The sequence below is a fragment of the Agaribacter marinus genome, assembly GCF_030160655.1.
GTDB lineage: Bacteria > Pseudomonadota > Gammaproteobacteria > Enterobacterales > Alteromonadaceae > Glaciecola > Glaciecola marina.
Window position 1 is genome coordinate 887,760 of sequence record NZ_BSOT01000005.1, and the last position, 22,894, is coordinate 910,653.

At 40.5% G+C, this 22,894-nt stretch carries 18 protein-coding genes; 11 read left to right on the top strand and 7 right to left on the bottom strand.

Going from position 1 to position 22,894, the window contains the following annotated elements:
- Positions 1–81: 81 nt before the first annotated feature.
- The gene (locus tag QQK00_RS05465) at positions 82–330 is read right to left on the bottom strand and encodes a hypothetical protein (RefSeq protein ID WP_284216467.1); all 249 of its coding nucleotides are present in this window, start codon (positions 328–330) and stop codon (positions 82–84) included.
- Between the two features lie 558 nt (positions 331–888).
- Here QQK00_RS05465 and sbcB point away from each other — a divergent pair.
- From sbcB to QQK00_RS05495, 6 genes are all read left to right on the top strand, one after another.
- Positions 889–2,355 carry an exodeoxyribonuclease I gene (gene sbcB, locus QQK00_RS05470; RefSeq protein ID WP_284216468.1) on the top strand — a complete coding sequence of 489 codons (1,467 nt, stop codon included), beginning with the start codon at positions 889–891 and terminating at the stop codon, positions 2,353–2,355.
- Positions 2,356–2,376: 21 nt separating this feature from the next.
- A complete protein-coding gene (locus QQK00_RS05475; protein ID WP_284216469.1) occupies positions 2,377–4,020 on the top strand; it encodes a flagellar assembly protein A in 1,644 nt (547 codons plus the stop codon).
- 242 nt (positions 4,021–4,262) lie between these two features.
- Positions 4,263–5,051 (top strand): enoyl-CoA hydratase-related protein, encoded by a 789-nt coding sequence (locus tag QQK00_RS05480; protein ID WP_284216470.1) that lies wholly within the window; start codon positions 4,263–4,265, stop codon positions 5,049–5,051.
- A gap of 37 nt (positions 5,052–5,088) precedes the next feature.
- Positions 5,089–6,006, top strand: coding sequence for a hydroxymethylglutaryl-CoA lyase (locus QQK00_RS05485; protein WP_284216471.1), 918 nt, complete (start codon positions 5,089–5,091; stop codon positions 6,004–6,006).
- 196 nt (positions 6,007–6,202) lie between these two features.
- Positions 6,203–7,456 (top strand): glucose-1-phosphate adenylyltransferase, encoded by a 1,254-nt coding sequence (gene glgC / locus QQK00_RS05490; RefSeq protein WP_284216472.1) that lies wholly within the window; start codon positions 6,203–6,205, stop codon positions 7,454–7,456.
- A gap of 236 nt (positions 7,457–7,692) precedes the next feature.
- Positions 7,693–8,511, top strand: coding sequence for an acyl-CoA thioesterase (locus QQK00_RS05495; RefSeq protein WP_284216473.1), 819 nt, complete (start codon positions 7,693–7,695; stop codon positions 8,509–8,511).
- Positions 8,512–8,529: 18 nt separating this feature from the next.
- Here QQK00_RS05495 and QQK00_RS05500 read toward each other — a convergent pair whose 3' ends face one another.
- Together QQK00_RS05500 and QQK00_RS05505 are read right to left on the bottom strand one after the other, a co-directional pair.
- Entirely contained in the window at positions 8,530–9,357 is an 828-nt protein-coding gene (locus QQK00_RS05500; RefSeq protein ID WP_284216474.1) for an HDOD domain-containing protein, read from the bottom strand.
- A gap of 24 nt (positions 9,358–9,381) precedes the next feature.
- The gene (locus QQK00_RS05505; RefSeq protein WP_284216475.1) at positions 9,382–10,434 is read right to left on the bottom strand and encodes a 2-dehydropantoate 2-reductase; all 1,053 of its coding nucleotides are present in this window, start codon (positions 10,432–10,434) and stop codon (positions 9,382–9,384) included.
- Between the two features lie 98 nt (positions 10,435–10,532).
- On the opposite strand from QQK00_RS05505, the gene QQK00_RS05510 reads away from it, so the two are divergent.
- Entirely contained in the window at positions 10,533–11,864 is a 1,332-nt protein-coding gene (locus QQK00_RS05510) for a glycosyltransferase (RefSeq protein ID WP_284216476.1), read from the top strand.
- Here the strand turns inward: QQK00_RS05510 and QQK00_RS05515 are convergent.
- Positions 11,836–13,503 (bottom strand): aminotransferase class V-fold PLP-dependent enzyme, encoded by a 1,668-nt coding sequence (locus QQK00_RS05515; RefSeq protein WP_284216477.1) that lies wholly within the window; start codon positions 13,501–13,503, stop codon positions 11,836–11,838. The two genes, QQK00_RS05510 and QQK00_RS05515, sit on opposite strands and share 29 nt — an antisense overlap.
- Positions 13,504–13,713: 210 nt before the next feature.
- Between QQK00_RS05515 and QQK00_RS05520 the strand changes: the two genes are divergently transcribed.
- On the top strand, positions 13,714–14,358 hold the full coding sequence (locus QQK00_RS05520) for an energy-coupling factor ABC transporter permease (RefSeq protein WP_284216478.1): 645 nt from the start codon (positions 13,714–13,716) through the stop codon (positions 14,356–14,358).
- Between the two features lie 24 nt (positions 14,359–14,382).
- On the opposite strand, the gene QQK00_RS05525 is transcribed toward QQK00_RS05520, so the two are convergent.
- The 3 genes from QQK00_RS05525 to QQK00_RS05535 form a co-directional block, all read right to left on the bottom strand.
- Positions 14,383–15,312, bottom strand: a complete 930-nt coding sequence (locus QQK00_RS05525; RefSeq protein ID WP_284216479.1) for a hypothetical protein — start codon at positions 15,310–15,312, stop codon at positions 14,383–14,385.
- Between the two features lie 166 nt (positions 15,313–15,478).
- Positions 15,479–16,042, bottom strand: coding sequence for a phosphoribosyltransferase (locus tag QQK00_RS05530; RefSeq protein ID WP_284216480.1), 564 nt, complete (start codon positions 16,040–16,042; stop codon positions 15,479–15,481).
- 95 nt (positions 16,043–16,137) lie between these two features.
- Positions 16,138–17,337: a lipoprotein-releasing ABC transporter permease subunit gene (locus QQK00_RS05535; RefSeq protein WP_284216481.1), complete on the bottom strand. Its 1,200-nt coding sequence runs from the start codon at positions 17,335–17,337 to the stop codon at positions 16,138–16,140.
- 110 nt (positions 17,338–17,447) lie between these two features.
- On the opposite strand from QQK00_RS05535, the gene QQK00_RS05540 reads away from it, so the two are divergent.
- From QQK00_RS05540 to QQK00_RS05550, 3 genes are read left to right on the top strand one after another with little or no spacing between them, the layout of a single operon-like run.
- Positions 17,448–18,038 (top strand): PilZ domain-containing protein, encoded by a 591-nt coding sequence (locus QQK00_RS05540; protein ID WP_284216482.1) that lies wholly within the window; start codon positions 17,448–17,450, stop codon positions 18,036–18,038.
- An 18-nt stretch (positions 18,039–18,056) separates the two neighbouring features.
- On the top strand, positions 18,057–21,548 hold the full coding sequence (gene mfd, locus QQK00_RS05545; protein ID WP_284216484.1) for a transcription-repair coupling factor: 3,492 nt from the start codon (positions 18,057–18,059) through the stop codon (positions 21,546–21,548).
- Positions 21,541–22,872, top strand: a complete 1,332-nt coding sequence (locus tag QQK00_RS05550) for a CsiV family protein (RefSeq protein WP_284216485.1) — start codon at positions 21,541–21,543, stop codon at positions 22,870–22,872. Before mfd ends, QQK00_RS05550 begins: the two co-directional genes overlap by 8 nt.
- Positions 22,873–22,894 lie beyond the last annotated feature (22 nt).

Consider the following 22,894-nt stretch of genomic DNA (forward strand, 5'->3'; position numbering starts at 1 on the left):
TAAATTTAATTTGCATCAAGCAACAAAAACACTACTTGATGCAAATATAAAAATATCATATTTCTTACAGAACTGTAAGCATTAACGACGAGATGCTATCGCTTGCCACTTACTTAACTCTATCTGCGGTGCGACAGAAGAGAGAACATTCTGTTTAAAATCATCAAAATTCGAAAACTCGAAGTCGCGAGACCCCATTAATTCGTTATATACTAAACGCAGTTTTCTCATTGAAAAAAACGGCGCGACAACGCCTCCATTGCTTGAGCTACCAACGAAATACTGGTCCATATAATCTTCTTGTGTATTAAATGTTGCTGATTCGTTCATTAGCATTCTCCTGTAATGTTCTATTATAGTTTATCCCCTTCTATCAAAATTTTTTTATTCCATTAAAAACTGAAAAAATGGATATTTATTCCTTTTTTGTTCTTGCTTTCTTGAAAGTAAACCCATGATGAGCATGCGTAGGTGCGTCAAATGATTGACACTTAGCGTGTATAAAATTTTAGTCTTAAAAGCTAATCATTAAGACCCATATAGACTAATTTTAAAAACAAGCACTTAGCAAAGTGATGCGTGCTATACAATTGATTTTTATAACAATAAATTTATATAAAAAAAGAAAAGAAACACATTTATGTAGATAGAAAACGTCAGTAAGTATATCGAAATATTGTAAGCTCAATGTTTTCATCGCTTAAAAACAAGCTAATGCGCTTCTTACATTGTTAGTGACTTTTATTAGAGCTTGTCCTGCTTTAGCCGAACGAAACAAAATCAACGCTTTCTACCAGTTATACATTGATGCCAAATAAAGTAATATTAAGAAAACAAGCAGTAAAAAGCAACGCGCTTTAGCATAACAACAATAATTGATGGGTATTAATGAAAAAAGACATTCAACGTACAGAAAACGCTACCGCGAGCATACTCTGGCACGATTATGAAACCTGGGGAACTAACCCACAACTTGACTTCCCAGCGCAGTTTGCAGCGATTCGTACCGATGAAAATTTAAACATTATTGGCAAGCCCATTAATTGGTTCTGCCAAATACCGAATGACTATTTGCCGAACCCTGAGGCCTGTTTAGTGACAGGTATTACCCCACAACAGAGCTTAAGAGACGGTTACATAGAAGCGGAATTTTGCAAAAAAGTACATGCTGAAATGGCACTAGCGAATACCTGTACAGCTGGTTACAACAGTATTAAGTTTGACGATGAAGTTAGCCGACACATGTTTTATCGTAACTTTTACCCCGTATACGAACGAGAATATGCCAACGGAAATAGTCGCTGGGATATCATTGATTTGGTAAGAGCCGCATATGCACTCAGACCGGAAGGCATTCAATGGCCCGAATATGACGATGGGCGTCCCTGTTTTAAACTTGAGGCATTATCTAAAGCCAATAATATTCAACATGAATCCGCTCATGATGCGTTATCTGACGTATATGCAACCATTGCTATTGCAAAATTAATCAAAGAAAAACAACCGAAGTTATTTGATTTTTACTGGCAATTACGCCAAAAACATCAAGTAGCAGCGCAAATAGACTTAGCAAATAAAAAACCCTTTTTGTATATTTCAGGTTTTATCCCTGCGCAGCAAGGCGCGTGTACATGGATGATGCCCGTTGTACAACATCCTACAAACAAAAACGCCGTAATATGCATTGATCTCACTAAATCAATAGATACTCTGTTAATAAATGACGCGAACGCCTTACAATCTGCAATATTTAGTAAAGAAAAAAATGATTCAAGGCCAGGCGTCCAAATGATCTCGATAAACAAATGCCCATTTGTTGCGCCAGCCAAAATGTTAGATAAAGACAAAGCTGTACGCTTAGGCATAGATAGAGATAAATGTTTAGCAAATTATAATCAGCTTAAAGCGCTAGGATACTTAGAATCCTTGCTTTCGGACCTATACACTCACGACAAATTTCAAAATAAACAGCCCGTTGAAACAAGTGAAAATGTCGACACACTGTTATACGCTCGAGATTTTCCAACTTATGCCGATAAACATTGGATGGAGAAGGTTAGAAATTCGTCAACTGAAAGTTTATGCTTAATGTATGACAATACTGAAAGTGAGCTTTACAGGCGACAACTGTTTCATTATCAAGGACGTAACTACCCTGCAAGTTTTGAACATGAAATGCAGGAAAAGTGGCAACAGCATCGTCAACACCGTTTTTTACTGGGCGGTATTGAAAATGGCAGCCTATCTGCAACAGAATTTTTACAAAAAATTTCTATGCTTGCGGATAGCTATGCTGAAGATACGAAAAAAATTGGGCTACTTAAATCGTTAGAGGTTTACCTAGGCTCTTTATGATACTTGAGGTCTATTCCATAAATGAAAGGCGTGACATTTAGCGAAAACACCGAAAAAATGCAACTCGATGTAGAAATCGATCCATTGCTTATTGAAGACGTGCTAAAAGCAGACGTATTCATCAACTATATAAAGACGACGTCATTTGCTGCATTTTATATATTAAAGAACTCGATACAAGAGCTCGTAGGCACGGTAAATACCGCCCGAGATGAAGGCAAAATGAATATGATCACCTGGAAAATAGGTGAATATCGAGATGCTGAATTGTCTACGCACGCCTCTAAAGATCATATGAGTGTTGAAATCACAATTACATCTGCGTACAAAGGAGATACGCCAGATCTTGAAGATGTGATAGATAGCTTAAATCGCCAAGGTGTCGTTCGCGGTATTAGCAAAAAACGTATACAGCGCTTGGTAAACGCTAGCTTGGAAAGTGAACCAGGAAGTAAACATTCCGATATTGTTGCTATTGGGCTGCCACCTCGACGCGGAAAATCTTCGCATATCATCCCCTTGGTACAAAATGCACTAGACCGAATACTTAGCCCTCGACAGGCAGACAAAGATAAAGTCAACATGCGAGACTTAGGCGAAATAATATGTGTACCAGTGGGCACCGCTGTCGCGCGAAGAGTCGCACCGACTAATGGTCGAGTAGGGTTTACGGTTAAGAATCATCCTGTCAATGCTGATCCTGGTGAATGGCATCATATTAAGCTAGGCCAAAATACTACGATCGATAAAGATGATGAAAACATCATCCGGTCGACCGTTGCAGGTTTACCGAAGTTTGAAAAATTAGTGATGAATATTGATGATACCTTCGTTACCGAAGGTGTTAACGTAAAAACTGGCAATGTGCACTATAAAGGCGCAGTGATTGTAAATGGCGATGTAACTGAGCAAATGCAAATCATTGCAGATGGCGATGTAACGGTAAATGGCTTTGTAGAGTCAGCGCTCATAAAAGCAGGCGGTGACATTATCATCACGCATGGCGCCACCGGGAAAATGGATGAAGATGACTGCCAACTCTATGCTGACGGTAATATATTTATCCAACATGGCCAAGGCCTAGACATTGTGGTTGATAAAAACCTGACGGTTAAAAAACAACTGGCGTATTCTAAAGTGAAATGCAAAGGCAGCATTACTATTGGCGATCCAAAGAAACCAAGAGGCAAGTTATTCGCCAGTAAAATCAATTGCGCAGGTATTATCCGTGCCGGTTGTATTGGCGCAATATCTGGTTCATCACTTGAGATTGATTACAGCGAAGCATACAACAAACTTTGCGGTCGCGTTGATGCAATTGGAGATTTACTGAAAGACTTACAGCGCACAAACGCGAACCATGAAATACGGATGACTGAAGTGCACGGTAAACGCATACATAATGCCCTACTCTCGAAATTAACTAACCTGACAGACAAGTTGGAATCCGAACGTGTACTCCTTGATTGGTTACGAAACTCGGAAAAAGAATTGCGAGAGGCTAAAGTACAATACGAAGAAAGCGCGAGAGTACTCGCCTATCAAGAAATGTACCCTGGCGTAACAATAAAACTTAACAATAGAATTTGGAAAGCAGAAAAAGAATATCTTCGTTCTCGCATCGCCTACGAAGGCCGAGTGTGGAAGTATGAACCAATCATTTAACTGCACTAGCCCAAAGTAGCTTAAAACGAGGCATCACTGCACTCTAGCCAATAACACTGTTTTAGTGCTAAACATCTGCATGCGTGAACGCCGTCCTATGCATCTTTAATATTATTCACTTTGCACTTTCCCTTTTTTATCACTTAGTATTTACTTTGTGGTTATACTCACTATAAAAATATGTCTCAAAAATTTGACGACAAAAATCATTGCCCTGAAAGCGAAAAAGGATACTGACAAGTATGCAAAATATTGAATTTGAGATAAATGCAATAAATGTTGCAGTAGTAACGTTAAATAGACCAAATATTCACAATGCCTTTGATGAAATAACCATCGCTGAACTAATGTCTGTTTTCGATATTGTCAACGACGACAATAATATAAGAGCGCTAATTCTTCGCGCGTCGGGCAAAACGTTTAGTGCAGGCGCAGATATTAACTGGATGAAAAAAATGGCGTCATACAGCCAATCAGAAAACGAGGCCGATGCACTGCAGTTAGGTCGAATGCTACATAAGCTGTATACACTAAACAAGCCAACCATCGCACGAGTACAGGGAGCGGCCTATGGCGGTGCATTGGGCATCATCGCCTGTTGTGATATTGCAGTAGGCTCTAAATTAAGTAAATTTTGCTTAAGTGAAGCTAAGTTTGGTTTATTGCCTGCCACTATCGCCCCTTACGTTGTTAAGGCCATTGGCGTACGAGAAGCCAAGCGGCTATTTATGACGGCTGAGGTAATAAGCGCGCGCCGGGCTAGGCGTTTAGGTTTACTTAGTGAAATTGTGAGTGAAAGTGAATTAGACAGTACCATTGGTTTGATGATTGGCAGAATTCTGAAAAATGGTCCGCGGGCAGTATCACAAGCAAAGGCGCTTGCATTAATGGTAGACGAAGCGGCTATTTCAGAAGAGTTAATGGAAAAAACCAGTAAGATAAATGCCATGGCTAGAACCTCAGAAGAGGGTCAAGAGGGACTTTCATCTTTTTTGTCTAAGCGCGATCCGTCGTGGCTAACAGATGTTTAAAAAGCACATGACTAAGCAGTAGGAAACGAGCACCGATATGGATCAAAACAACTATCCAACGAACGTAAAATTAGTGGAAGTTGGCCCTAGAGACGGCTTACAAAACGAAAAAATCACCTTATCGGTTAAAGATAAGGTCGCGTTTATTGACGCCCTATCAAATACCGGGATAAAACATATTGAAGCGGGCAGTTTTGTATCTCCTCGTTGGGTACCACAAATGGCAAATAGCCAAGAAGTATTTACATCAATAAACAAGCATATCGATCTTACGTATAGTGCGTTAGTGCCAAATTTAATCGGCGCACAAGCCGCTGTTGACGCAAATGTGAACGAAATTGCAATTTTTAGCGCCGCATCAGAGACTTTCTCAAAGAAAAACACTAACTGCTCTATTGATGAAAGCATTGCTAAGTTTGTCCCTGTATTAACACTCGCCAAATTACACAACATTCCTGTTCGAGGCTACGTTTCGTGTGCATTTGGATGCCCTTATGAAGGCAAGGTCGACCCGTCGCTTGTATTAAGCCTCAGTGAAAACATGTTAGCGATGGGTTGCTACGAAATATCATTGGGTGACACGATTGGCGTCGGCACGCCCAAGTCCGTTTATCGTCTACTTGCGACAGTTTTATCCCGAGTAGAAAAAAGCAAAATCGCGCTGCATATGCATGACACATATGGTCAAGCACTAGCCAACGTGCTGATTGGTTTACAAGAAGGACTGACAACATTCGATGCAGCTGTTGCTGGTTTAGGGGGCTGTCCTTACGCAAAAGGGTCATCTGGCAATCTAGCGACCGAAGATTTGGTATACATGCTCCAACATATGGGAATTAATACTGGCATCGATTTACATGTATTAACAACGATTGGCGATAAAATATGTAAAACACTCAACAGAAAAAACCAATCAAAAGCAGCGAATACCTTGCTAAATTTGAAAAGAACGTAGCATGATTTCATCAATGTGCTCCGACCACCAGCCACTAGCGCGCTTTATCGACATTTTTTGATCAACATCACTTTATTAATCAAATTATTAGACCTATTATCAAGTTGAACGAATTTTTCGTACTCGCGTTTAATACTAGTGGAAAAGCCTAAGATGATTCTATAAGATTAGGTTAACAAGATGTTAAGGAAGCTTCATGTCGACGAATAATAATCGCTACATCAGTAATTTAACAAGAGACACTTACGCCTTGGTCTTGGCAGGAGGTAGAGGTTCTAGGCTGCACGAATTGACGGATTGGCGTGCTAAACCTGCACTCTACTTCGGTGGTAAATTTCGTATTATCGATTTTCCTTTATCCAATTGTATTAACAGCGGAATAAGAAATGTCGGAGTATTAACCCAATATAAATCCCATTCGCTTATTCGCCATTTGGTGCGCGGTTGGGGGCATTTTAAAAAGGAACTTGGCGAATCAATTGAAATCCTGCCCGCATCTCAACGCTTTTCCGAAGACTGGTACCAAGGTACAGCAGATGCGGTATTTCAGAACATCGACATTGTAAGAGATGAACTACCTAAGTATGTGATAATTTTGTCCGGCGATCACATCTATAAGATGGACTATGGTCCAATGCTTGCCCAGCACGTAGAGTCAGGTGCCAAAATGACGGTATCTTGCATGTCAGTACCGATAACAGAAGCTAAAGGCGCATTTGGCGTCCTTTCTGTTGATGAAAATAATCGTGTAACCGATTTTACTGAAAAACCAGAAAACCCGTCGCCATTACATGACGATCCAGAATATTGCCTTGCGTCAATGGGGAACTACGTATTTGATACCGACTTTTTGTTTGAGCATTTAGAACGAGATGCATCAACATCAGACTCGGCCCATGATTTTGGGAAAGATATTATTCCGAGTATTATAGATAAGCACAAAGTACTGGCTTTTGACTTTAGGAAAAGTGCAAAAAATGATGCTTATTGGCGCGATGTAGGTACTTTGGATAGTTTTTGGGATGCCAATATGGAGTTAGTTGCGCCCATTCCCGAACTCAACCTCTACGACAAAACTTGGCCAATTTGGACATATCAAGAACAGCTGCCACCGGCAAAATTTGTATGGGAAGAAGAAGATAGACGAGGTGAAGCGCTCAACTCGGTAGTCTCCGGTGGTTGCATCATATCAGGCGCCACGTTGCGAAGAAGCATATGCTTCAGTAACGTTAGAGTGAAATCATATAGCGTCGTCGAAGAAGCCGTCGTACTGCCTAACGTTGAAATTGGTCGACGTTGTAGAATAAAAAAGGCGATCATCGACCGAGGTTGTAATATTCCCGATGACATGATTATTGGTATCGATCACGAAAAAGATAAAGCAAGAGGCTTCCGGGTGTCCTCTGGCGGTGTAGTGCTCGTGACTAGAGAAATGTTAGAAAAGCTATAACGATATACCCCATATCTTCACCCCGGTCCCAGTGATAACTTGCTAAGATGGCGGGTTATCACTGTTGTCTGAGCCACTCCCATTAGCTAATACGCCTTTACTATACCTGTTATTCAATACATTAATCATGCAAGAGTAACTTTAGCGTTATCAGACTAAAATTATTAGGTACTTGTATTCATGTATATTTTGTCCTAAAGTTACATCTCATCCGACCAGATAACATTGATTCAATTATGCCGTCAACAAAACAAACAATAGATGAACTACTGCATCTCGCCAGCCTTCACAAAGACGTGCCAGACGCGAATTACCTTGTAGATAAATACTGGTCTCAAGGACGCACTGTATATGGTGGGTTAAGTGCTGCAATGCTATATATGGCAAGTAAAAGCCAAATCCACTCGTTGCGTGTTTTACGTTCAATATCAACTAACTTTGTGGGTCCGTTGTTGGTAGATGTGCCTTTTACAATCCAAGTAGAAGTAATAAGAGAAGGGAAAAACGTATCTCAGGTGCAAGCAAGGGCGATTCAAGAAGATAAAGTGGCGGTAGTGGCGCAATGTTGCTTTGGAGAAAATAGGGCGTCAAAGATCAGTGTTAAAAATGCAGAACTTCATGACTTACCTACGCCAACTAACGCTAAATTCATCCCTCAAATCCCGAAAGTAACTCCGAAGTACTTTCGACATATTGATTTATCGATAAATGACGGTGGTATACCATTTACCGGTAAAAGTTCAACATCTTACGGCGGATGGATGCGATACACCACCGCCCCCGAAAATATTACTGATGGCCATATTATTGGCTTAATAGATGCTTGGCCTCCGACGGTTATTCAGATGTTAAAGTGGCCTGCGCCAGCCAGTACCATTAATTGGAATTTAGAGTTTATTCACCCTCATAGAGATGTAAAACCAAAGGATTGGTTTGCATACAAATCTCATACACGACATGCTGATGCAGGGTATGCCCACTCAGAAGCTACGATTTGGGATAGTCACGGAAAGGTTATTGCATTATCTCGGCAGACAATCGCAGTATTCGATTGAATGAACACTTCATAAGGCTCAATCAGCAAACAATGAAACCGTTTCTTGCGTTTGGTGGCGCGCATCTTCTAAAATATCAGTTACTCTATTTAAATCTAACCCGATACTTGCATGGAGAAACTCAGGAAGCATTAAATTAATACGGTAGTATTCAGGATAAGTTGCCACTAAAGAGAGCACATAAGAAAGCTGTAAAATCTGCACCTCATCTATTGGCGCAGGCGTGTCATCGTGATGTTGCATTGCCACAGCCGAGACTATCGAATCAGGTAATAGCCATTTTTGAAGCAACGATGCTGAGATTTCAGCATAACTAAACCCTAACAAGTCTTGTTGGTGATGTTTGGGTAACTTGAGTTCCGAAAAGCCTTGGCAGTCTTTTGCTAGTCCAGGATTAATTCTGAGTACCGCTAGTTCTCCAATATTATGAAACAAGCCCGCCATAAACAGACGAGAAACATCCTTTTCTTTGCATGCTAATGCAATTTTTTTTGCTAATAAACCACAGCATAAACTTTGAAACCAGAAATTTTTAACATCGATAAATTTTCGATGCTCACGTGTTAAGGAATCTGATACAGAAAATGCCAAAGCAAATTCATAGACAGAATTAACCCCAATGATTTGAATCGCCTTTTCTAAACTCTCTATTTTTCTTGAAAAGCGATAAACGGCACTGTTTGCAAGTTTAAGTACGTGCGCAGCTAAGCCGGGGTCACCAGCAATAACTGTCGATATATCTTTCATATCCGCTGTACCGGAATCGGATAACTTCTTTATATCTAAAGCAGTTTGCGGTACTGCAAATAATTTCGATGCTTTTTGTGCATACTCAATTGCATTCATTAACCCTACACTCTCCAAACAAAGCTATTTGTGCGATTTCAACAAGGAATCAAATCGTTTCAATATGTCTACGTGAGTATCCGTCTTTCCGTGCTCACGTTTTTTTATCAAGGCGGTGATTAGGCGATTTCCTGGTGCTGAAATATCCAATTTAGCGGCCTCGTCAATGACCTTACCGTTGATAAAATCGACTTCCGTTGTTTTATTTGCTGACAAATCCCAAAACATTGATGAGCGAGCCAAGGGATCAATCGTAAGCATTTTTTGCGCAAGCAAATTAAAAATGGCATTGGGTAAGCGCAAAAATACTGGTAACCATTTATTCGGCAAATTTGTGATTTTCGGTAGTTTAATTTTTTGTTTTTTCGTTACTTTTAGTAGTTCATCCATCAAAAGTGCAATTACTAGTCGGTATCGCCTATCTTGCAACATCTCTTTTACCGGTACATCGATTAGTGCATTTACAGCATTACTTAGGTTAAGTTGCAGTTTTGCCCATTGTAATGCTGTCATTTGATAGGAAATGTCTATTGGTAGATTGTCCGAGGCTAACTGGCTTACTAACCACTTAATCGATGTTTCGATAGTAGAGGTGACCTCTAAGGTTAGATTGCCTTCAGAACTTCGATGAAAATTGCCGGGGTGTTTTTGCACGACATTAAATGGCACCATTGCCCGAATGACTTCGTTCTGAGGAAATGCTAGCTTAATGCCCTTATGGGTATTCACCCCATTTTGACAACAAATAATTATCGTTTGCTCGTCGATACAGTTTTTTACTTCTTCAATCACGTCTTCTAGCGACGTACACTTAACTGTTAGCCAAAGCACATCCGCTTTTTCATGTAAATTATCAATGTTATTTTTATCTACTAAATTCGGTAAATTACTGACAGTGTAAGTGTTTCCTAGATAGTCACTGATTGAGTAATGCGCGTGTAATTCATCCGCTTTTTCTGGCTTTATATATAGACTAAGTAATTGACGGGATTTAATAAGAGACGCGCCTAAATAGCACCCAATCAAACCCGCCCCAAAGACAATGTGATGAGCATCATGTTGTGGTATCTTAGGCATTTTCACGACTCCTAGATAAATGAATCAATAGGCACTTTAGTTGATTGTCTGTCTATTTATCTCAACCGCTTAACGGACATTTTCAATGTTGACTATTTATGTTGCAAGTGATGACGCACGCTAAAACCGCTATTTTTATTGGTTATGTATGGCCAGAACCAAATACGACCGCTGCTGGTCAAAATATTCTTAGTTACATGACGACCCTTGTCGAAAACAATTGGCATGTTCACTTTTGGTGTGCAGCGGATAAAGGCGTGCACGCCGTTGATTTAGAACAACATAATGTTAATGTACAGCAAATAAAACTGAATGACGACAGTTTCAATCAATCATTAAAAACTTGCATGCCGAGCATTGTCATTTTTGATCGTTTTTTAACGGAAGAACAATTTGCATGGCGGGTAGCAGAAACATGTCCTGATGCTCTAAGAGTACTGGATTGCGAAGACCTACATTTTCTGCGTCACGGCAGAGAAGTTTTGCATAAACAATCACTAAAAATTAGAAAAAAGACCTTAAAAGCAACCCAGCCAGAACAATATCAAACAAGCAACGATATATTTGCCGAGGTATCACTTTCCTTATTACACACACCACAGTTTCACAGAGAGTTAGCGAGTATTATGCGCTGCGATTTGGTAATTACGCTCTCTTCATTTGAGAGGCAAGTACTGCAAGATAAATACGGCGTAGCAAAAGATAACACAATGCACCTCCCCTTTATCAGGCCTAAGCCTAAAGGTCACTCACCCACATTTGAAGCTCGACAAAACATAGTAACCATTGGTAACTTGAAACATCGACCAAATGTTGTCGCAATTGAGCATTTGGTTGAACGCATTATGCCGCCCCTACGTAAACATATTCCTGGCATAGAACTGCATGTTTATGGTGATTATGCTCCCCCCAGAATATTGCAATTACACAACCCCAAGAAAGGCATTTTTATACTGGGCTTTGTGAAAGATCATATACACGTTATTAGTCACGCTAGATTACTTGTTGCTCCCCTGCACTTCGGTGCAGGTGTGAAAGGGAAGCTTTTGGACGCAATGACATGCATGACACCTTCTGTTACTACCCCTATTGGTGCTGAGGGAATCAATATAGTCCATTGGCCTGGTGCAATTTGCACAGATGACGCAATGTTTGTAGATAAGACAATCGCCTTATACACCGACAAATCTCTGTGGACAGAAGCGTCTGAATTTACTCGAAGTCAAGATAATGTGCATTTTTCTATAAGCGATAATCAACGATATTTGATCTCTAGGCTTACTCATGCGCTAGAAAATCGTCATCTCTACAGAGCAAAGAACTTCCTACAAGGCATAATGATGCAACAAGGCATGCAAGCCTCAAAATATATGAGCCAATGGATAGTGGCGAAAAACAAACTTAAAGTACTGATTGAAGACGAGAAATAATTTTATTAACGCCGTCTCTTCTACCAACGCTAAAATATGAGGATAACCCTAGCTCTTCTAAATAATTAGAGTAGTTTACCTTATTACCCGCTTTAGTAACATAAAGAAGCAATGCCAGTATTCCTCGAATGACTTTACTGTCTGAATATGCCTGCCACCCATGTTCAACATTAAACCTTAGCCAAACAGCCGCTTCACACCCATCGATTGCGCTTAATTCATTCCGCTCTTCCTGTGGCAGTGTCTTGAGACATTTGCTTAACAACAACAATGCGCGGTGTTTTGTACTCCAATCAGACGCTTGAATAATATCGTCAATCAGCGCTTTTTCGTTTGATGGCCTTTCCTGCATCTCGTTTTTGAGTAATAAAGACTTTTTGTCATTGTTTTTGATATCACCAAGTGAATGCAATAATGCAGAAATAAAGCGGTCTACATCTGTTTTGTCATTATATGCACCCAAAGATATGCGTAAACACGCACCAAGCGCTAGACTACTGAGCAATGGCATAGCGCAATGATGGCCGTAGCGCAGCGATATATCTTGATGCCATAGTTGCTCGGCAAGGCTATGATTGTCTGCACTTTCGTGGATAAATGAGACGATGCCAATGTTGCCTTCTGGTGCCTCAATATTCTCATTTGTATTAATTTGTGCGCTTTCATTCAGTACACTCGACAACCCGATATTGCCCAATATTCTTAAGTCATTCACCTTGCGTAGTTGCTGCAATAGGTATTGAGATAGCCTTCGCTCGTGAGAAATAATTTGATGGAAATTTTCCATCAAAAATAACGCGGCATGTTTTATGCCGATAACACCAGTGATGTTGGGTGTCCCCGCTTCAAATTTCAGTGGTGGTGGTTGTGCAGTAAACGTTTGATAAGATACATTGCTCACCATTTCTCCACCAAGTTTAGATACCTGCATTGTCGCTAGTTGGTGATATTTACCAAAGAGGATCCCAACACCCGTTGGTCCATACATTTTATGCCCACTAAATACATAGAAGTCGCAATTCAAATCTGTCATATCGACACTTAAGTGGGCAACGGCTTGCGTACCATCAATCACCGTGATGGCGTTGTATTTATTGGCAAGCAGACACAATTGCTTAATCGGATAGATGTTGCCCAGTACATTTGAAACATGCGCACAGGCTATTAAACATACATCCTCATCGATAAGCTTCACCCATTGTTCAAAAGTCGTTGGAGAAAACGTACCATTTTCAGACAGTGGCAATACTTCAATTGACAAATCTAAACGCTTAGCCAATTTTTGCCATGGCAATAAATTAGCATGGTGTTCACTCGCGCATACTAGAATTTTAGTGCCCACTAAATTGGATGTCGATAGACCATCTGCAATCATATTGATGCTTTCTGTCGCGCCACTGGTAAATACTATTTCGTCGCTATTGGCATTAATTAGCTTGGCAAGCACTGCTCGTGAACTTTCATATGTTTCCGTCGCTAATGTCGCTTTGCGATATGCAGCACGGTGCACAGTTGCATTATCTGTCGCTAAAAAACGTTGGTTTGAATCAATTACATGCTGCAGACGCTGCGTTGTAGCAGCACTGTCTAAGTAAGTCACAGAGGGGTTTGCAGTAAAAAAAGGAAAATGATGCTTCACAAATTTTTATAACTTTTCTTTATAATCTTTTTACAGTATAAATTGAACACTCAGGATGACCAAAACTTTGTTTCAAAGTAGATGTTATATTTAACGCAACACTGACATAATTCACGACCTTTGCGACTGACTTTGATACACTATTTTACTTACACAAACATATTACCCACCAATCACCTATTCAAGTGATTTTGTTATACGGGATGACTAGTGACATTTATTCAACTCATTTGCACAATAACGTTCTGTGCCATCTTTGCATACGCCGTTAAAAATACCGAACTAAGGACGTTGACGAAGGATAAAAGGTTACAACATCGATTATTTGGCACATCAACTGCCTTATTTATCCTATGGTTATTTAGGGTCAGTATTCATGACGGTTTAGTAATGCACTTCTTAGGTTTAACCGCTCTTACCCTTATCTTAGGTTTTCGATGGTCACTGATTAGTGCAACGGCTGTTTTGCTAGCACTAACAGGTTTAGGATACGAGAACCTTGAATCCTTCGGTGTAAACGGGCTACTGGGTATATTGTTGCCGTTGATTGCCAGTTACAGCATTTATACTGTAACGTTTCACAAAATGCAGCGGCATCTATTTATATATATCTTCTTATGTGCATTTTTAGCGGGCGCTATTTCCATTGCCTTAAAAATGGGGTTAATGAGTGCATATTTTTATGTTGACGGTTTATATGCATGGGACGTCATTGCCTACAACTATACGCAAATGATTATCTTATTGGTTTTTCAAGAAGCATTTTTTAACGGTATGCTAATGACTTGCTTAATCATATACAAACCGCAATGGGTTTATACTTTTAGCGATAAATTTTATTTAGACGGTAAATAACCTGATGTGATAGTTAAATAATAACTAAGGCAAACGTAATTTTTCCCTTAACGCGCCATCTTCCACCCGTTTTTTGTTCCAATAGTCTGTTTTTAAGGTGTCGATATACTCCGCGCTTGTCGTCATATAGCTTGCGGCTTCGCCAAAACCACTCACATAACTTTCATACCAGCTCATAATTTTATGTGGGAAGGCACGTTCAAAATTAATCACTAATTCACGTTCCAATTCAGGATAGCTAATTATGTAGGTGTATTCCTTTTCATTCTGCGTAAGTTTGGCGTCTGCTGAGTAGGCGGTAACTTTTTCATGTCTCAAGCGCAGATACTCAAATGACGGTATTATCGAAATGTTCCCTTGGGGCAAAGCGCTTGGCGCTATGCGAAGTTTTACCCACAACTCACTTTCTAAATGCGTTGGCGTTAAGTTAAGTGAGAAATCCCCCTCAGATTCAAAATATGAAAAGCCTTGAATCTCATAACTTTCACGATGATTAAGTTGCGTAAACACATGACCACACCATTCCTGGACACTTGACGTTACCTTTAACGCGTGGTCACGCGATTCAACAGGAAAAAATACGCTTGTCATAATTGAATATGGGTACAAACCTGTTTCAAATTTTTTAGTGGCATTTAGTTTTAAGGTATGAATATTGTCTTTTGCAGTATAATCATCTGCTTTAATCTGGGTCGTCGGATTAGTTGGTTCTGTGACATATATCAGGGTTGATGTGCCTTCGTGAATCTCGCCATATCTAGCCTGCTTTAACCGATAAGAACTCAATTCCGCCTGACCAGAATACCAATAGGATTTAGCGGGTTCAGACCAAATAGAGGTATTCCGCTCTTCAGCTGCGTGATGCGCAATAGCATTTGCATTCCAAACAACAATAAAAAGCGTTAAAAGAATAAGGGTGGCGCGATTTTCAAAATAAGTGCGGGCAGTGTCCATAAGTATCTAGCTTAGCTATTTGCTTCATTTGCAAAGAATCATAGCGTTAACTTACAACAGAAGCACAAGTGAATTTATAAAATTTCTGTAAAGAATGTCTGTCAAAACCTTATAAATTCAATGCCCTAAACGCACTGTATAGGACGACTGCCTGATTTTAAACCTACTATTTGGCTGTTAAAATATCTAAAATTGGTGCTAACTCTTGCTTGCCATTCATTATTTCTTCAGGCGTTAAACCAGATAGTTCATGCGGGAAAACCAACCATTCGCTACTTTCATGTACGTAGTAATCAGGCGTAATGTCGGTCTTGTTATTTTGTGGTTTATACCAAGGCGTCGCGACGCGGATTTCTTTTGGCGCATTTAGGCGCATAAGTACGTTAATTTGACTAACCAAGGCTTGGATACTTCTACCAGAATCGAATACGTCATCAACGATTAGTAATTTATCTTCGGCATTCGCATTTTCGACAAGGTAGTGTAAGCCATGCACACGAATTTCTTTAGATTGCTGATTAATACCATAGTAAGAGGACGTGCGAACAGCAATGTGATCAGTGGGTGCATTGCGATATTCGAAATATTCTTGAACAGCAATACCAATTGGTGCACCACCGCGCCATATACCTACAATAAAATCAGGTCTAAAGCCGTCTTTATACGCTTTATCCGCGACCAAAAAAGAATCTCTCAGTAACGCGGCAGAATCGATAAAATGTTTATTCAAACTTAACCCTTTGGTTTCATGTACTTTGCATTAATGCACAAAGTCAAAATCACTATGGCGCGAAGTATAGCACCAAATATCATAAGGTGAAGTGCTTATGCCGTTCGCAACCCATTTGCCGGTTTTATGGCCGCAGCCATTTTTGCCGGATATAAAGAAGCCAGGCCACAAAGTAAAATGGTACAGGATAAAATTAGGGTAACTTGTAGCCAGCGCACGTCAATCGGCAAGCTCTGTCCATTGTCACCAAACGCCAAGCCGAAGTTCATCAAGTCTAACAGAGGATTCAACAAATAAACGCCACCAAGGCCTAAAATTACACCCCCAACTACGCCCACACAGCCATTAAAAATGCCGTTAAGGACGAATACTTGTGTTATTTGTCGAGGCAACATGCCTTGTGTTTGCAATATGGCGATATCGGCTCGTTTTTCAGCGACGACCATAACTAACGCCGACACCACATTAAAGCCAGCGACTAAAATCACTAGCGTAAGCATCAAGGTCATCATGTTTTTTTCCATCTTAACTGCGTCGAATAACGCCCCCTGACGCTCTCGCCACAATGTAAAGTCGATATTTGCGTTACGTAAGGTACGGACTATTTTTTCATATTCAAAAGGATCTTGTAAAAATAAACGAGTAGTGGCAATTATTTCCGGTTTTTTACGCATCAACTTAGCAGCATCATGCCAATGTACGACAACTACCTTGTCATCCATTTCAGATGCCACATTAAATATGCCAGTGACAGTAAAAAGGCGCTGGCTAGGCAGCTTACCAAATGGCGAATGTACGCTCGTTTGTGGGCTAATTAAGCGCACCTTTTGCCCAACGCTCACCGACAACTGATTTGCTAGCGTTTGACTCAATACTAGGTTAAATTCACCCGCCCCTAAACTGTCGTAACTACCCTGTCTCATTGACTGCGCAATCATCGAATATGCTGCATTTTTCTCAGTATCGACACCTTGTAAAATCACACCTTTCACATGTGTACGTGACTGCACAACAACTTCCTGTTCAAGATAACTTGCCGTGCTTAATACACGCTCGTCGTCAAAATTCAATCCACTTACTTGATTTGGTGATGCACTCGCGACAACGTGAGGCAAAATACCCAATATTCTTGATTTGAGTTGTGCTTCTAGGCCATTCATCACAGATAACACAATGATGAGTGCCGCTATTCCTAGTGTGATCCCTAAAATCGAAAAACGATTAATGAACGCGACAAAACTACGTTTGCTTCCAGCTCTTGCATACCTAAGCGCAATAAACTGCGGTAACAGCATGAAAAATTAACCTTTTATTTCTGAATTACTTAAAGTTTACTATCATTTACTGGTCTTTGTATGAGAAAATTTAAGGCTACAAAAGAAAACTAACAAAATAGGAATTTGCTTTGGATACCTTAGTCGAAAAACAAGCGCAATTTGCGTCTTTCTTTTTAATGGAACATCCATTGCCAATTAATATTCTACCGGCAAGCTCTGCGCAAACTACTGCGAGCATGCCTGAGTTTGAGCAGTCAATGCCTTACGCATTTAGAATTGCCGCAGAAATGTCTGAAATTGAAGCACAAGCATTGCGCCCATTTCGCAGTATGGGCGATAAATTTGAAGAGCTAGTGACCTACCTTCAACTCCAAGCAAAAAAAATGGACTTGATGATGTCTTATATTTTGCAGGAGCAAGATGATCCAGAATATCGCCATGTTACGCAAAAGTTTGGTGGTGGCGGGATTATTGTCCAAACACAAATGCAAGTAGAGATAGGCGCAGCGGTTGTTATTAAATTATTTCTTGAAGATGAATCAGCTGCAGTTTTTTGCCTTGCAGAAGCGGTGGATTCAGTAAAAACAGACGACGGATACGAAACCAGTTATTACTTTACGCATATTCGCGAACAAGATCAGGAACTCCTTGTAAGAGCCAGCTTGCATCTACAAACTAAATTATTGCGCAAACAAAAATCGAAAAATAACAAACAATAGGCTTTACACCCAAATTATATGAGCTTAAAAACCCCAAGATTACCTAAACTTTCAGCAACAAATACCGACCATGTCCATTGGTCTTCTCTTGCAGGCAGCAGCCAAGCGATGGCAATCGCACAAACAAGTGTACAGCACAAAGGTTCGCTGATCGTTGTTACTGAAGACATGGCACATGCCTATAAACTCGAAAAGGAAATAGCATTTTTTCTCAATGAAAGTGAAGGTGCAAATGTCCACTTGTTCCCTGATTGGGAAACTTTACCCTACGACGCATTTTCGCCGCATCAAGACATCGTATCAAAACGTTTAGAAACACTCTATTTGCTGAGTAAGAACCACGCGAGTATTTTTTTATTACCGGTTAACACGCTCTTGCAACGATTGGCCCCCGTTGAATACGTTGGGCAACATTTGCTGTATTTAACAGTCGGTGACAAATTAGACCCAGCAAATTTTCGTCGAACCCTAGAAAAATCAGGTTATTTGCATGTCAGCCAGGTCATGTCTCATAGTGAATTTAGTATACGTGGGTCAATCATTGATTTATTCCCAATGGGCAGTGATCAACCATTTAGAATCGATTTATTTGATGACGAAATTGATACTATCCATTACTTCGATACAAGCTCTCAGCGAAGTATGGACAAAATAAATGAAATTCGTTTGCTACCTGCGCGTGAATTCCCCACGGATAAGGCGTCAATTACTCGTTTTAGAAATCGTTACTTAGAAAAATTTCCAAATGCAAACAATGGAGACCAAGACTCCGTATTTTATCAGGTGAGCCGTGGGACGATGCCTGGCGGAGTCGAATATTATCTACCATTATTTTTTGAACAAACGGCGACACTGTTCGATTACTTACACGATGACAATATAGTCATCATTAACGAACAGTTGGAACCGGCTTCAAACCGTTTTTGGCAAGATTTAATTCAACGTCATCAGCAATACCAGTTTAATTTGGCTAGGCCCTTGTTGCCTCCTGAAGATTTGTATTTAGATACGATTAGCCTGCTCACTGCTTTAAAACAGCGACCGCGTATTACCATTACGACAAAAACTGGGGGTGATGCTAAAGGGTTTGCTGATTTCAATACTAAGCCCATTAATAATATAGGCATTGATACCACTGCGACCAACCCATACAGCGCTATACAAGCTCAAATAAAAGCTGCGCATAATGCAAACTCACCAGTGCTGTTTGTCGCTGAATCTGCTGGGCACAGAGAAGCACTCATAGACATATTGCATAAAGCCAATATAAAACCTAAGCCTATAGATAAATTCTCATTAGATAACACAAGCTCAAATGATGTGCTAATTACTATTGGTATAGTTGAAGATAGCTACCGTTGTGAAGATAGAGACGCAAAACACCTTGTAATTACAGAAAAACAACTACTTGGTCACAAGGTAAGCAAACGTCGACATGCTAAACGTGCGAAACACGTCGACGAAAGCGCTATTATCCGTAATCTTGCTGAACTGTCCGAAGGCTCCCCCGTGGTGCATATGGAACACGGTGTTGGGCGTTTTCTCGGGATGCAGACATTGGATGCAGGCGGCGTAACAACGGAGTTTTTGAGTATTGAATACGCAAAACAGGCAAAACTCTATGTACCGGTTTCGTCGTTGCACTTAATTAGCCGATACAGTGGCGGTGATGTAGAACAAGCTCCCCTGCACAATTTAGGTAATGACACTTGGAGCAAGCAAAAGAAAAAGGCCGCTGAAAAAGTAAGAGATGTTGCAGCTCAACTGCTCGATATTTATGCAAAACGTGCCGCAAAGCCTGGCTTTGCTTATCCGCTAGATTGGCATGATTATCAAACCTTTGCTGATAGTTTTCCTTATGCTGAAACCGACGATCAAGCCTCTGCAATTAATGCCGTAATACAAGACATGGCAGCGAATAATGCCATGGACCGATTAGTCTGCGGTGATGTCGGCTTTGGTAAAACTGAGGTGGCGATGCGTGCAGCGTACATTGCCGCTTCATGCGGAAAACAAGTGGCCATATTGGTCCCCACTACCCTGCTTGCCCAGCAGCACTATGATAATTTTAAAGATCGCTTTTCTCAATTTCCCTTTAAAATTGATGTTATGTCACGCTTTGTCACTGCAAAAGAACAACGCAATGTGATTGAAAATATTACATCAGGCAAAACGGATATCGTTGTTGGTACCCATAAACTGTTACAAAAAGATATTAAATTTAAAGATTTAGGTTTAGTTATTATTGATGAAGAACACCGCTTTGGCGTTCGTCAAAAAGAACAATTCAAAGCCTTGCGTGCCGACGTCGACATACTGACATTGACAGCCACGCCCATTCCTAGAACCTTAAATATGGCAATGAGCGGTATGCGAGATTTATCCATCATTGCCACACCGCCAGCAAAGCGTTTAGCCATTAAGACCTTCGTACTTCAAAAGAACAATGAAGTGATTCGCGAGGCTATCATGCGTGAAATTCTGCGCGGTGGCCAAGTATATTTCTTGCATAATGAAGTAAAGACGATTGAGCAAACTGCCGCAGATATCGAAGAAATTGTGCCAGAGGCACGCATCGCGATAGGGCATGGCCAAATGCGAGAGCGTGAACTAGAAACCGTCATGAATGATTTCTATCACCAACGGCACAATGTACTTGTATGTTCTACGATCATCGAAACAGGGATAGACATACCGACAGCAAACACCATTATTATGGATAGAGCAGACCACCTTGGCCTTGCACAAATGCATCAATTGCGTGGCCGTGTTGGCCGTTCGCATCACCAGGCGTATGCCTATTTGTTAACGCCACACCCCAAACGCATGACCAAAGACGCAAGCAAACGACTAGAGGCGATTTCTTCACTTGAAGGACTCGGTGCAGGTTTTGCCTTGGCAACACATGATTTAGAAATTCGAGGTGCCGGAGAGTTACTTGGTGATGGCCAATCTGGACAAATCAACTCTGTTGGTTTTTCGATGTACATGGACATGCTCGACAAAGCAGTAGATGCATTAAAACAAGGCAAAGAACCTAGCCTACATGATGCAATGAGCGAACAGACTGAAATAGAGCTTCGTATTCCAGCCTTGTTGCCAGAAGATTACATTGGTGACGTAAATACACGCTTATCACTATATAAAAAGTTGGCAAGCTGTGCTCATCAAGACGATATTGATGACTTCCAGATAGAATTAATTGACCGTTTTGGATTACTACCACAGGCAGCCAAAAACCTTGTGAAAATTACTAGTTTCAAACTGAACGCATCACGCCTTGGTGTTAAGAAGGTAGAATTCACAGAAGTCGGTGGTATGATTGAATTTGATGCAAACACAGTGGTTGATCCTGGTTATCTAATTTCCCTCATTCAGCAAAAGCCGAATGTATATAAATTTGATGGCCCACAACGCTTACGTATCAACAAAAAATCGACAGAAAGTGCTGAACGGATTGAGTTTGTTGGAAATTTATTGGCGACGTTTTCGAAGGAATCTAATGGGTAAATTAATCAAGCTTCGCTATGTAGGCCGTGTCCGCCTATGCATCATTTCTTTTTTGTTAATAAGTAATGTAATGAGTATTACAAATGTGCATGCGCAGGACGAACAAGCGTGGTGGTTTGACGTAGAATTTGCAGTATTTAAACGTCAACTCGATGGTTCATCAGTTGAAGATTTTAGCGCAGCGGCATTTATACCGTCAAATGACGTAGGGATGGATCTTTTTAGTTTGCCAGTACTTGAGCAACAGACACCCTATCTAAGCATTCTAAACGCGTTACCTAATTGTGAACCTGCTCCCATGCCTCAAATAATAGATATGTCTGCGACTATAGAAGAAATATCTGCAACACCCATAGATGCACTAAATAAATATCTAGCCACTCAAGCACTCAATAATGTCGATACACTAGGGAATCCGCAAAATACTCAAGCTGAAGCAGTATCATTTGATGTATTGCCAACACTACCCAAGCTAAAAATACCACATGGAGAGTTTGCTCAAACCCTTTGGCGAGACATAGCAAACCTTCCCCAGCAGCCCATGGCGCACGAAAGTCAGGTAAGCGTTGATAAAGGTGCGCTAGAAAATGAAGCGCAAGACCTCGAAGTCATTACTCCCAGTTTAGACATTTCTTTGAGCTGCAACCAAAATAAACTCCCGCCTGCAATTGACAAAATGCCCACGACGTTGTTTTCAAGCACTGCCTACATTGTCGGCAACAATTCAATAATCAGCGAAGACGCTCTGAAAATGAAGACATTCGTTGAAAATACGTTTAGGCAAAGAGACATTGTTCCACTGCTTTATACTGCCTGGCGTCAACAAGTCGTGTTTGGCGAAGAAAATGCCCGCTTTGTACGCATATTCGCCGGTGAAAAACTAACGAAGACGCTCGATGATAATGTTGATCAAACACAAAGTACCGACAACATTGACATGACGGATGACTCAATTTTGTCTGTCTTAAATAGTATTGAAGCGGCGCTAGGCAGTAATAAAGACATCCCTTGGGAAGACGAAGTCCTTCCATTAAAAAACGAGAACCTTGAAAGTAAACAGGACTTTTCTGCATTTGAGGTAGAAGGATTGTTTAAAGTGTATTTAGACTATGTAAACCGCGTACCCTACTTGCATATTGATAGCGAGTTTATGCATTATCGAATGGAATTAGATGCCAACGGTGAGAGCAGAATTGAAGAATTTCCCTTTAAACAACGGCGACGAATAATTAGTAAACAAATTCATTATTTTGACCATCCGGCGATTGGTATTTTGGTCAGGCTACATCGCTATAAGCCACCCGTCGAAAACCCAATAAATTAGCGCCTAAACAAGCAAAAGGTAA

What these genes read in the sequence shown, in the direction of transcription:
- QQK00_RS05550 (WP_284216485.1), top strand. Translation starts at nt 21,541, where the DNA reads ATGGGTAAATTAATCAAGCTTCGCTATGTAGGCCGTGTCCGCCTATGC.
- glgC (WP_284216472.1), top strand. Translation starts at nt 6,203, where the DNA reads ATGTCGACGAATAATAATCGCTACATCAGTAATTTAACAAGAGACACT.
- QQK00_RS05475 (WP_284216469.1), top strand. Translation starts at nt 2,377, where the DNA reads ATGAAAGGCGTGACATTTAGCGAAAACACCGAAAAAATGCAACTCGAT.
- QQK00_RS05480 (WP_284216470.1), top strand. Translation starts at nt 4,263, where the DNA reads ATGCAAAATATTGAATTTGAGATAAATGCAATAAATGTTGCAGTAGTA.
- QQK00_RS05495 (WP_284216473.1), top strand. Translation starts at nt 7,693, where the DNA reads ATGCCGTCAACAAAACAAACAATAGATGAACTACTGCATCTCGCCAGC.
- QQK00_RS05510 (WP_284216476.1), top strand. Translation starts at nt 10,533, where the DNA reads ATGTTGCAAGTGATGACGCACGCTAAAACCGCTATTTTTATTGGTTAT.
- QQK00_RS05465 (WP_284216467.1), bottom strand. Translation starts at nt 330, where the DNA reads ATGAACGAATCAGCAACATTTAATACACAAGAAGATTATATGGACCAG.
- QQK00_RS05535 (WP_284216481.1), bottom strand. Translation starts at nt 17,337, where the DNA reads ATGCTGTTACCGCAGTTTATTGCGCTTAGGTATGCAAGAGCTGGAAGC.
- mfd (WP_284216484.1), top strand. Translation starts at nt 18,057, where the DNA reads ATGAGCTTAAAAACCCCAAGATTACCTAAACTTTCAGCAACAAATACC.
- QQK00_RS05525 (WP_284216479.1), bottom strand. Translation starts at nt 15,312, where the DNA reads ATGGACACTGCCCGCACTTATTTTGAAAATCGCGCCACCCTTATTCTT.
- sbcB (WP_284216468.1), top strand. Translation starts at nt 889, where the DNA reads ATGAAAAAAGACATTCAACGTACAGAAAACGCTACCGCGAGCATACTC.
- QQK00_RS05505 (WP_284216475.1), bottom strand. Translation starts at nt 10,434, where the DNA reads ATGCCTAAGATACCACAACATGATGCTCATCACATTGTCTTTGGGGCG.
- QQK00_RS05485 (WP_284216471.1), top strand. Translation starts at nt 5,089, where the DNA reads ATGGATCAAAACAACTATCCAACGAACGTAAAATTAGTGGAAGTTGGC.
- QQK00_RS05500 (WP_284216474.1), bottom strand. Translation starts at nt 9,357, where the DNA reads ATGAATGCAATTGAGTATGCACAAAAAGCATCGAAATTATTTGCAGTA.